We start from the raw sequence: 12740 nt of genomic DNA, 5'->3' as shown, positions 1-12740 counted from the left end.
AATAAAAACTGCTGCGGATGCAGCTACCTAGCTCCTATCATTTTATATTAAAAATTTTAAAAATTGAATAATTGGAAATAGTGGATGACTCTCATGGTTGAGAGTACGGCGAGTTGCATTCTTTTGAGGGAATGGCATCATTTTTGGGAAACTTGAACCGCAGGCTGTAGGGTGGCTGAGTGCTTGCAGACGCCCGAGATTTATTTGTATGCCTTGACAGTTGACCTGGGACAGTTGACATTTAAGTAGGGGAATTAAAGCGTTGAGGCATAAACAAGTCTAGGCTTTATTGATGAGGTTATTTACGTCCGCGCCGATGTGGCGGTTACTATATAATTGAGCTATTTGCTGCAATTTGTCGGCCTCACTCCAAACCTGGTGACCCAAATTTATCGTAGTTTTAGCGATCTTGCAAATCTACTCTATTTTAATTTACAACTTTTGGCAAGGAAATAGCAAGAGACTGGGCAAAACATCGCAGATGGAGAAGGACTACATTCCTGACTGCGAACCTAGCTCAGTTACAGTGAATTTACGGAACATACTATCAAATTGTCTCGGTTGAATTACTGACAAGTAACGCCAGTTTGTAGTGAGAACTTTATTCCTATCTTTTGTATAAAGAAGGACTAAAGTCCTCACTACGAACCTTTAATAAAGAAGGACTAAAGTCCTCACTACGAACCTTTAATAAAGAAGGACTAAAGTCCTCACTACGAACCCTTGATAAAGAAGGACTAAAGTCCTCACTACGAACCTTTAATAAAGAAGGACTAAAGTCTTCACTACGAACCCTTGATAAAGAAGGACTAAAGTCCTCACTACGAACCCTTGATAAAGAAGGACTAAAGTCCTCACTACGAACCCTTGATAAAGAAGGACTAAAGTCCTCACTACGAACCCTTGATAAAGAAGGACTAAAGTCCTCACTACGAACCCTTAATAAAGAAGGACTAAAGTCCTCACTACGAACCCTTGATAAAGAAGGACTAAAGTCCTCACTACGAACCCTTAATAAAGAAGGACTAAAGTCCTCACTACGAACCTGATGCCGAACTTAATTCAGGTTTTCTCACCGGAGGGGATTTTACTGAGTTGAGCAGATAAATTTTTCGGCTGTTTGGGAAGCACGACTGTAAATACGCTGCCTTGACCGAGATTGCTGCTAATAGCAATCTCGCCATTAAAAGGTTTTAAAAGTTCAATACAAGTATAAAGTCCGAGGCCAGTTCCTGTTGGTTCCCCTTCGTTTTTTTCTTCCCCTTTAGGTGGCTTCGACGTATAAAAAGGGTCAAAAAGTTTTGACAAATCTTCAGGTGCTATGCCGCATCCCGTATCTGCAATATCCATGTATATGTTCGAGTTATCTTGCCGAGTCACGATAGTTAGTTCCCTACTTTTTCTTTCCCACATAGCATCCATTGCATTATTTATTAAGTTATAAAATACTTGAGACATATAGGAATAAATTAAGGGAAGGTTCGGAATCTGTTCGTCATAAAAGTATTTTTTTCTAATCTTATTCTTGAAAAACATATTTCCTTCCAATAGTTGAATTTCTCGCTGGACTAAATCGTTGATATTTACAGGATGCAAATCTTGGTTTTGTTCTTTCCTGCTTTTCATCATCAGAGTATCCATAATCTGATTAATTTTTGAGACAGCTTGAAAGATGTATTTGGTATAATTTAAAAAAGAGTCTTCTTGAATTTTTGTGGCTTTTGTTTCAATCAAATCGACGCTAGTCTGGATCACTTGTAGCGGGCTTTTGAGGTTGTGCACCATTCCCTGGGTCAAACGTCCGATGATGGCTGTTTTTTCCTGGTCGATTAATTGCTTGGTTTTTTGTTCGACAAGTCTTTCCAGATTTTGGTTGAGCTGGGCTAGTTCTAGGTTTTTTTCTTCGAGTTTTTGTTGCAAGTTGCGGATTGTCAAGTGAGTTTCTATGCGGCTCAACACTTCTTCGTGCTGGAAAGGCTTAGTGATGTAGTCAACTGCTCCTGTCTGAAAGCCTTTTACTTTATCAAGGGTCTCGGAAAGGGCGCTCATGAAGATGATTGGAATGTCTCGGGTTGACGGGTCTGCTTTCAAACGCAGGCAAGTTTCAAAACCGTCAATTCCGGGCATCATGATATCCAAAAGAATCAAGTCGGGATGGATGTATTCAATTTGCTCGATCGCACTTTCGCCGTCTAGAGCCACTAATACTTTAAATCCGTAATTTCTTAACAACTCGAAAAGTACGTCAAGATTTGTTTGGTTGTCATCGACAATTAGTATGATGCTTCTTTCGGAATTCTTATCGTTCATATTCAAGGTAAAAATTAAAATGATTGAGTTGTGAGTTGTCGGTTGTAATTTTACATCAGATTCAAGGGATTTTCCGTGCTTCTAGAAACCAGGTTGCTGGGTAGATGCCGACGTTGGCAATAGCCTCTTTATAGGGCAATACTGTTCAGTTAACAGTGTTTATTTTCCGGAGATCCCCCTCGCATCCCCCGGATAGTCGGGGGACTTTGAGAAGAATCCTGTACCCCCCTTTTTAAGGGGGGTAGGGGTCGAGTAGGGGGCAAGCTAAGGGGGGATCGGGTTTAATCCAAGCGTATTGCGTTATTGACAATCACGATCGGGGCGTGAGATTTAACTGATTTTAATTTATCGGTTGGCTACCCTCAATTTTAGGGCAAATGTTGCTTCAAAAAATCTCGAATTTGCCTGAGCTGAAATCCTTTAGCAAGTTGGCGAACGTGCTGAACGAAAGGGACTAATGTCGGGTCAGAATTTTCTAGTTTAGCAGTTTCCTCCAGAATAGCTTCAATATCGCCCATAGCAGCCAATCTTAACAAGACAAAGACTGACTCTGAACCAGGAGACACTATTGTTGAGTCAGCAATCGCAATCTCCGATAATGCTTTGGGAGTTTGAGCTTTGCGTTTTTTGGTTTCCGATCCCTCTTCGTAAATCCATTCTAGTCTCAAATGCAGGCGCAATAATTCTAAAAGGTCGTTAGTTTGAATCGGTTTGGTGACAAAATTATCGCAACCTGCAAGTATGCTTTTTTGCCTGGTAGTCTCGTAAACGCTAGCGGACAAAGCAAGGATAACCGCATCTTTTAATTCCGGCAACTGTCGCAGCCGCCTGGTGGCTTCCCAGCCGTCCATTACTGGCATCAGCAAGTCCATTAAAATTAGATCCGGTAGAAATTCCTGTGCTTTGTGCAAACAGTCTGCGCCGTCTGTGGCTTCTGCAATGTCAAAGCCCAAACGAGAAAGCAGTCTGTGCAGCATGGCACGATTTACTTCGTGATCGTCTACGATCAGGACTTTCCGGTGGCTGCCTCTAAAACCGATAAGCCGGCGTTTTTCTTGTGTGGAGGGGGTTTCAGAATATTCGGCGACTGCGGGCAAGTCTATATCCAACCAAAATATGCTACCTTTGCCGGGGGTACTTTGGACGTGAATGTCACTGCCCATTATTTTGACTAATTTTTGGCTGATGGAAAGTCCTAGTCCGGTACCTTCGACGAAATTGTTACGATCGCCCACTTGATGAAAAGGCAAAAATATTTCTTCTAGTTTATTCTGCCGGATGCCGATCCCGGTATCTTCGATTTGAAAGCGAATTTTAGCGGTTGGGGCCCGATCGCCAATAGTTGTGGCGATCGCTTCGGGCGCTTCTGTGGTTTCCCGCAGGGCGATCGACTTTTTCGGATCGTCTGCATTCGCAGTCAAATTGATTGTTTGAGTAGCAACTTCTGCTGTCAAACTAGACTTCGCACAGTGGGTTTGAGGATAATTTTCTGCGTAACCGACTTTGAAGGTCACGCCACCGCTCACCGTAAACTTAACCGCATTGCTGAGCAAATTAATCAAAACTTGGCGCAATCTGATTTCATCAACAAAAACGTAGTCTGGCAGCGCCGACACCTGCTCGTAATTAAACGCAATTCCTTTTTGATGGGAGCGCATCTGGAACAGATCGACAATACTTTTAACAAAGCTAGGAAAATGCAGGTTTGTCGGTGACAGTTCCATTTTACTAGCTTCGATTTTCGAGAGGTCTAAAACGTCATTAATCAGGGTTAGCAGGTGGTTGCCGCACTGGTGAACGTTGTTGAGACTTTCTTGTTGCTCCGCAGTTAAATTCTTATCCGGTTTGAGCAGTTGAATGTATCCTAAAATCCCGTTCAAAGGCGTCCGCAATTCGTGGCTCATGTTGGCGAGAAAGTCGCTTTTAGCGCGGTTGGCAGTTTCGGCGGCTTCTTTGGCTAATTGCAGGGCGGCTTCTGCTTGTTTGCGATCGGCTATTTCGATTTGTGCTTGTTCAAATAGGGTCGATTGCTGAATGGCGATCGCCAACTGCACGCCCAATTGTTTCAGGCACTCTGCCTCCAATTTTTGCCAGGGATGGGGGCCAGTGCAGTGGTGGGCTATCAACAGCCCCCACAATTTTTCGCCTTGCAAAATCGGGACTACTAGACTTGCTCTCACTTGGAGGCGAGTCAACAAACTCAAGTAACAGTCGGCGAGGCCGGCATTGCAAACATCTTCTGTAGCTCTAATTCTGCCATCTAGGTAAAGAGGAACGTAGGCTTCCCCAAAACAGGGGTCATAAATTTCCATTCCTATAATTGATAGGGTATTTTCGTCAACAGATTCGACTGCAACAAACCCGCTCCAATCCGGATTAAATTGGTAAATTACAGTCCGGTTTACTTGCAAAAACTGGCGAACTTCTTCAACTGCTTTGGTGAGGATTTGTTCTAAATTAAGAGAAGAGCGAATGCGTTCCAGCATGGCTACTGCCAACTGTTCGCGCTTTAATTGCTGGCGCAAAAATGCTTCTGATTCTTTGCGTTTTGTGATGTCTGTAATGACGGCAATTAACCCAACCGAATGGTTGTTTGTGTCTTTAATGCTATCGGCTCGCACTAGAGCGGTAACAGCTTCATCGCTCTTGGTTCGCAGGGCAACTTCGCCGCACCAAGAGCGACCTTTGCGAATGTTTTTATAGATTTTTTTGTAACTTTTAGGCCGGATGTAAAGCGCGGCGCTATCGCCTAATTCGTTGAGTTCTTCCACGGTGTAGCCGTAACGCTGAATGAAGGCTTGATTGTGGTAAATAGACTGCCCTTTCAAGTCGGCGATCGCGATCGCGTCGCTGGTACTTTCCACAGCTTGAGTGACCCGCAGCAAAGCTAATTCTGCTGCTTTGCGATCGCTGATATCGGTCATCGAACCCACCATCCGCAGGGGGTTTCCGGCTTCGTCCCAGACTGCTTGAGCGCGGGCGAGCACCCACTTGTAGCTGCCGTCTTTGCACTGCAAGCGGTATTCGGCGGCGTAATTGGGGGTTTGGCGATCGAGATAATCTTGGATTGTGGCTTGCACTCGATCGCGATCGTCTGGATGGATGCGATCGATCCATTCGCTGTTGCTGCTGTCGATTTCGCCGTCTGCGTAACCCATAATTTCTTGCCAGCGGGCCGATCGAAAAGCTTCATCTGTTTGAAGATTCAAGTCCCAAATTCCGTCTTGATTGCCTTTAAGAACTAACTGCCAGCGTTCTTCACTTTTACGCAATTCTTCTTCGGCTTGTTTGCGCTGAATGTGAGAACCCAACTGAGTCGCTACCGCATTGACCAATTCTACTATACGCGGTTCCATAATCGATCGATCGCGCTTGCAGAACAGTAAAACTGCCAGCACCTCTGAATTGGCGCGAATCGGCACTCCGAAACAAGCTTTCAATCCGACTGCTCCCGCCATTTGCGATCGGGCAAAAAATGCATTATTGACTACAGAAACATCTTCAATCCATTCCATCTTTTTGGTTGACCAAATCCGTCCGGGTACTCCCAATCCAGGCGCGAACCTAATTTTCTTACTTTCGTGGCCAAACCTATCTAAATCGCGATCGCTAGCATACCAAGTTTCGCTGTGTCCCAAAACAGTACCATTAGCAACTGGTATCCAAGCTTCAGCAAAATTCCAGCCGATCGCAGTGCACAGCAACCGGAGGATATCAGGGAGAGCGCTGTGAAAATCTACAGACTTACTAATGGCTTGAGTTGCTGCAAGCAACAGCTTAATTTCATCTTCTGCTTGCTTGCTTTCTGTAATATCAGTTCCCGTGCCGAGAATTTGTTTTAACTTGCCATCTGCTGTTTTTGCAAATACAGTATCTCGGCTGACAATCCAGCGCCAAGAACCATCCTTGTGCCGGATGCGGTATTCAATTTCAAAGATCTCTCCTTCTGTACCCGTTGCGACTTGCTGTAAATAATCAGGCATTTTGATGGCATCTTCCGGGTGCATTAAAGTTAACATCAACGGCCCCATTGCCTGAATCTCATCTACTGTATAGCCAATAATCTGAGAGATAGAAGCATTCGCATAAATATTTTTTTGTTCTATCAAGTCGTAAACATACAAAATATTAGGACTTGCCTCAGCAATGCGATCGCCGAACCGCTTGCTATCTTCCAAATCTGCTTCTGCTTTCTTTTTCTCAGCAATATCGCGAACAATGCAAATTATTTCGCCCTCAGGCAGGACTGTCAGCGAGACTTCTTGAGGGAATTGAGAGCCATCGCGGCGGCAGCCTACTGCTTCTGTGCTGCAATAACCTTGGCGCGCTAAAGTCGGCATAATTTCCCGCTCAAACCTTGCGAGTTCTGCACCTTCATAAAATATTTTCCAACTTTTACCCAATATTTCTTCTAGGGCATTGTAACCGTAGATTTTGAGTTTAGCTGCGTTGGCATAAATCAGCTCTCCGCTGGCATTGACAATACCGATACCTTCGGAAGCGGCAGCCATTGCTGCTGCTTGTCGCTGGAGTTTTGACTCAAAACGCTTGCGGCTGGTGATGTCCCGGACGATCGCAATAATTTCGTCATCCGTACAGAAGACTATTCTCGCTTCAAAATCGCACAGTACATCCTGAATTGGCAGTTGATATTCTACAACTTGAATCTCGCCGATCTCGATCGCTTGTTGATTGCCGGACAAGATTTTTTTAGCAAAGGCAGCAGGCAAGATGTCTTGTGCTTTTTGACCAATAAATATGTTTTCCGGTACCAGGGTTTGGATATCTTTTGCGGGTTTGAAGTCTACAAAAGTGCCGTCGGCGCGACAGCGGAATATCATATCGGGTATCGCGTTTAAAAGAGCGCGATTAGTGGCTTCGCTTTTACGCAATTCAGCTTCAGCTTGCTTGCTCAATGTAATATCTCTGGCAACTGCATAAATTAAACTTTCTTCAGCAAAAGGTGATGCCGTCCACGACAGCCATTTATAAGTACCATCTGGGCAAATACAGCGGTTTTCTAAGTTAATAACGGGGTGAGAATTTTGAAGTTTTTCTAATTCTGCTATAGTTATTGCTCTGTCTTCTGGATGCACGAATTCTATAAAAGGTTTGGCTAGAAGTTCGTCTCGGCTGTAACCTAATACATTTGACCAAGCAGGGTTTAAGCGTTTGAAATAGCCGTCAAAACCTGCAATGCAAAGTAAATCTAGCGAAATGCTAAAGAAGCGATCGCGCTCTTGTTGTGTTTGTTTTAATTCGGTGACATCCATCACCAAACCGTCCCAAACTATATCCCCATTGGCTTGCTTGGAGGGCTTAGCCGCGCCTTGCAGCCATTTCACTCGTTCTCCCGTAACTTGTCGCCACTGGTGCTGCCAAGATTCCTGACTCGCCGCTGAAGTTGCGATCGTTCGATGCAAGTCTGAGATGTCATCGGCGTGAACTGTAGCAAAAGCCAAGCTGGCATTTTCTTCTATTTCTTCAGGTCTTAAATTGTAGAGCTGCCAACTCCCAGAAGAAACATAAGTAAAAGATGTTTTGCCATCCACATAAAGCCTGTATTGATAAATCATTCCCGGCACGTTGGTGCTGATTATCTTAAATCGAGCTTCGCTTTCCTGCAATGCTATTTGTTGGCGCTTGTATTCGGTCACATCTCGCATGATTCCGACCAACATTTTAGTGCCGTTAGCTTTATTAAAAACTGTTTTTTTGGTAGATATAATGCGTTCTTGACCTGCGCTATCTGTAAAAGTCTCTTCCGTTTGTTTGGGAATACTTCTTTGCAATACTTGCTCGTCTTGTTGCTCAAAAACTTTGGCTTGTGCTGCGCCCAAAAACTCGTATCCCGACGTACCTATAAGTTCCGATCGCCCTTTTCCCATCAATTCGCAAAAAGCATCGTTTAGTACAACCCACCTATGTTGCTCGTCTTTGACAAAAATTGGGTCAGGAGTAGCATTAATCGTGTGATTTAAAAACTCTTCTGATGCTTTTAGTTCGGCTTCGTAGTGATAGCGGTCGCTCACGTCCAAAATTACTTTAATCATCCGGTCGATCGAGCCGTCGCGGCCCCGGATGCAGCGCAGGGAAACCCGAGTATAAACTATTTTTCCATCTTTTTTGCGCCATCTTTTGTCTAAAATATAGCCTTCGCTCTCCCCGGCAAAAATTTTATTTAACTGCTCTAAACTAGCCTGCCAGTCTTCAGGATAGCCCCACTGTTCCCAATTTCCGTGCAAAAGTTCTTGGCGCTCGTATCCCAGCAAATTGCACAAAGCATCGTTAACTTCCAACCACTGGCATTGTGTGGGTTCTGAGAGGGAAACTGGAGGAGCAATAATCGCAATTCCGACGAGGGAATTTTCGACTACGGAGCGATATTTTGCTTCACTTTTTTGCAAAGCTTCTTGGTTGTGCTGCCGCTCAACTGCGTAGCGGAGCGATCGCATTAACACCTCACTGTCGATTTTTCGCTTGACTAGATAATCCTGAGCTCCTGCTTGGATTGACTGCACGGCGAGTTCTTCATCGTTGTGCGCCGTCAGTACGACGATCGGAGTATTGAGGCTGTATTCTTGTATGTTAACAATTGTACTTATGTCTTGGCTGTCGGGCAGCGAAAGGTCAAGTAAAATCACATCAAAATGTTCGCCGAGCAAAATTTGCTGCGCTTTGCTGAGACGGTCTGTACAGCTTACTGACAGCCTTTGGGGTTCGGCTCGGCTGACATTTGTTTCTAATAACAATTCTTCGATTAGATCGGCTTCGGCTTGATTGTCTTCGACCAGGAGAACCTTAAAGCCGTTTCGCTTTGCGGTTGAGCTCAAAACTGATATCATATACCTTGTTAATGATCGTAAGGCAGTCGAGCTAACTATTATAGCATAAAAATAATTGAATGCCAAAAATCTCGGTTATAAAAAATAAGATATTTTTTGTTCAATAACTACAATGCTCTACATCGACTGTGTTTTTGCTCCAAGTACGTCAACTCAATTAGAGGTCAAACTTTTACATTTTTTAGAAGCTAGGTTTTTTGAGGTAAACGAAGCTGCTTGGTGTTGTGTTTTTTGGGCGATCGCCCCCGGCAGCCGATCGCCCCCGGCAACGGCCCCTTGGTTTCCCTTTACACTACCAACACAATCCGAGCGGTATCCCCGCACCACTGCGCCCGCCCAAAAAACGGTAGGAATTATTTTTGATGTTCACATTTTTACTCCTCTTTTTTATGATAGCTTACAGAAACTCCCCACTGCCATTTCTTTACTATTTGCAATTTATTAAATAAATCTTCCCTTGGGGTATTGCCATTTAGGAAAAAAGTTATAATATTGAAATAGAGGCAATCAAAAACTCGGGTGGATACCGCCTCTCGAAACATCCGATAATTGGCGAAACAGTTGGCGAAACAGAACGACATTAAAAAAATGACCGTCCTTGGTTTACCGTCCTTTTATCCCACCAAAAAACGGAGACAGGCTCCCAAAACGAGTCGCCAGCAGCGCAAAATTTTAGACTCTTGTTCAAGCTAGCAGATTCATCTGTGGTGGAGTAAATCTCACATATCAAATCTCAAATTCTCTGAGCGAACTGAGCTGAAATTGAGGAAAAAAATAATGCCAGAAAAATTAGCAATTCAAGAAAAACAAGTTTTAATTCCCAAAGAAAAAGCCTTAATATTGTGGTTTGATGAAGTCGGGATAGCCGACATCCCATTAGTAGGGGGTAAAAATGCTTCATTGGGGGAAATGATTCAACAGTTAACCCCCAAAGGAGTCAGCGTCCCCAATGGATTTGCAACTACAGCATACGCTTATCGGTACTTCATCGAGTCAGCGGGTTTAGAAGCAAAATTGCGCGAAATCTTTGCCGATTTAGACGTAGAAAATCTCCAGAACCTCCGCATCAAAGGGAAGCAAGCGCGGGCGTTAATTCTCGATACACCGTTTCCGCGAGACTTGCAAGCGGCGATCGCAGATGCTTACGATCGACTGTGCGATCGCTACGGCGACAGTACAGACGTAGCAGTCCGTTCGTCCGCCACCGCCGAAGACTTACCAGACGCCAGTTTCGCCGGACAGCAAGAAACCTACCTCAACGTCCACGGCTGCACCAGCGTCCTCCAATGCTGCCACAAATGCTTCGCCTCCACCTTCACCGACAGAGCGATTTCTTACCGCCAACAGCGAGGTTTCGACCACTTTGAAGTCGCCTTATCCGTCGGCGTGCAGAAAATGGTGCGATCGGACTTAGCATCCTCCGGCGTCATGTTCAGCATCGACACCGAAACCGGCTTCAAAAATGCCGCCTTAATCACCGCCGCCTACGGATTAGGAGAAAACATCGTTCAAGGAGCAGTAAATCCCGACGAATACCTAGTTTTTAAACCCACATTAAAACAAGGTTTCCGCCCAATTCTCGACAAACGCCTCGGCACCAAAGACATCAAAATGGTGTACGATCTCGGCGGTTCCAAATACACCAAAAACCTCTCGGTAGCCCCAGCAGAACGCGGCAAATACGCCCTTAACGATGAAGAAATTCTGCAACTAGCACGTTGGGCCGTACAGATAGAAGAACACTACTCTCAAGTCCGCGGCACCTACACGCCGATGGACATCGAGTGGGCAAAAGATGGCAATACAGGCGAACTATTCATCGTCCAAGCGCGGCCGGAAACAGTACAAGCACAAAAATCTGCTACAGTTTTACGCAACTACAAATTGCAAGGTTCCAGCGCAGTTTTGGCAACAGGGCGTGCCGTTGGTGAAGCTATCGGACAAGGTAAAGCCCGCGTAATTTTAGACGTTCACCAAATCGCTGACTTTGAAGCAGGGGAAGTTCTTGTTACCAACAAAACTGACCCGGATTGGGAACCGATCATGAAAAAAGCCAGCGCGATTGTCACCAATTCCGGCGGCCGTACTTGCCATGCTGCGATCATTGCCCGGGAAATGGGAATCCCCGCCATTGTCGGCACCGGCGACGGTACCAAAGTCTTGCAAAACAATCAAGAAATTACTGTTTCTTGTGCCGAAGGAGAGGAAGGCAAAGTTTATTCTGGTTTAGTGCCTTTTGAAATTCAAGAAACTGCGATCGACAATTTGCCCCGCACCCGCACTCAAATTTTAATGAATGTCGGCAACCCAGAAGAAGCTTTTGGTTTGTCAGCAATTCCTTGCGATGGCGTAGGGTTAGCGCGGCTAGAATTCATCATCGCCAACCACATCAAAGCGCATCCCTTGGCACTGATTCACTTTGACGAATTGACCGACACATCAGTCAAGCGCCAAATTGCCAAACTCACAGCACTTTACAAACACAAACCCGATTTCTTTACCGACAAACTAGCCCGCGGAATTGCCACCATCGCCGCCGCATTTTATCCCAATCCTGTCATCGTGCGGATGAGCGATTTCAAGAGCAACGAATATGCTAATCTGCTGGGAGGGCGGCAGTTTGAACCGAAGGAAGAAAACCCGATGATCGGGTGGCGCGGCGCTTCTCGTTATTATGACCCGAATTACCGCGAAGCTTATGCTTTGGAATGCAAGGCATTGAAGCGCGTTCGCGACGAAATGGGCTTGACAAATGTGATTCCGATGATTCCGTTTTGTCGCACGCCGGAGGAAGGCCGCAAAGTGTTGGCCGAGATGGCAAAACACGGTTTAGTCAAGGGTGAAAATGGCTTGCAGGTGTACGTGATGTGCGAATTGCCCAGCAATGTCATATTTGCTGACGAATTTGCCAGGGTGTTTGACGGATTCTCGATCGGCTCTAACGACTTAACTCAGCTAACATTAGGATTAGACCGGGATTCTGCCTTAGTCGCCCACATCTTTGACGAACGCAATGAAGCTGTGAAGCGGATGGTCGAAATTGCCATTAAAGCCGCCAAAAAGTACGATCGCAAGATAGGCATTTGCGGCCAAGCGCCCAGCGATTATCCTGAGTTTGCTCGCTTTTTGGTGGAGTTGGGAATTGATTCGATTAGTTTGAATCCCGATTCGGTTTTGAAGACTTTGCTTGATGTTGCTAAGGTGGAGGCTTCCGGTACGGTAATGGATTTAGCGGCCCAGGTTGCTAAAGTTTAATCCATCTCCCCTTCGTAGTGAGGACTTTAGCCCTCTGATTTAGAAAGGACTAAAGTCCTCACTACGCCTATTACCCTTCGTAGTGAGGACTTTAGTCCTCTGATTTAGAAAGGACTAAAGTCCTCACTACGAACCTATTACCCTTCGTAGTGAGGACTTTAGTCCTCTGATTTAGAAAGGACTAAAGTCCTCACTACGCCTATTACCCTTCGTAGTGAGGACTTTAGTCCTCTGATTTAGAAAGGACTAAAGTCCTCACTACGAACCTATTACCCTTCGTAGTGAGGACTTTAGTCCTCTGATTTAGAAAGGACTAAAGTCCTCACTACG

The 12740-nt window shown here is 45.1% G+C and carries 4 protein-coding genes; 2 read left to right on the top strand and 2 right to left on the bottom strand.

Annotation, left to right across the window (positions count from 1 at the left end; translation table 11 throughout):
* Positions 1-1062 precede the first annotated feature (1062 nt).
* Positions 1063-2310, bottom strand: a complete 1248-nt coding sequence (locus QZW82_RS16515; protein WP_293149989.1) for a response regulator — start codon at positions 2308-2310, stop codon at positions 1063-1065.
* A gap of 368 nt (positions 2311-2678) precedes the next feature.
* Positions 2679-9155, bottom strand: a complete 6477-nt coding sequence (locus QZW82_RS16510; RefSeq protein WP_293149987.1) for a PAS domain S-box protein — start codon at positions 9153-9155, stop codon at positions 2679-2681.
* 112 nt (positions 9156-9267) lie between these two features.
* Here QZW82_RS16510 and QZW82_RS16505 point away from each other — a divergent pair, with 112 nt between their 5' ends.
* A complete protein-coding gene (locus tag QZW82_RS16505; protein ID WP_293149985.1) occupies positions 9268-9600 on the top strand; it encodes a hypothetical protein in 333 nt (110 codons plus the stop codon).
* A 332-nt stretch (positions 9601-9932) separates the two neighbouring features.
* Positions 9933-12410, top strand: a complete 2478-nt coding sequence (gene ppsA / locus QZW82_RS16500; RefSeq protein WP_293149983.1) for a phosphoenolpyruvate synthase — start codon at positions 9933-9935, stop codon at positions 12408-12410.
* Positions 12411-12740 lie beyond the last annotated feature (330 nt).

It is taken from the genome of Microcoleus sp. bin48.metabat.b7b8b9.023 (assembly GCF_013299185.1).
Taxonomy (GTDB): Bacteria; Cyanobacteriota; Cyanobacteriia; order Cyanobacteriales; family Microcoleaceae; genus Microcoleus.
Note: the sequence above shows the minus strand (reverse complement) of the source record. Positions and strands in the feature narration are given on the sequence as shown.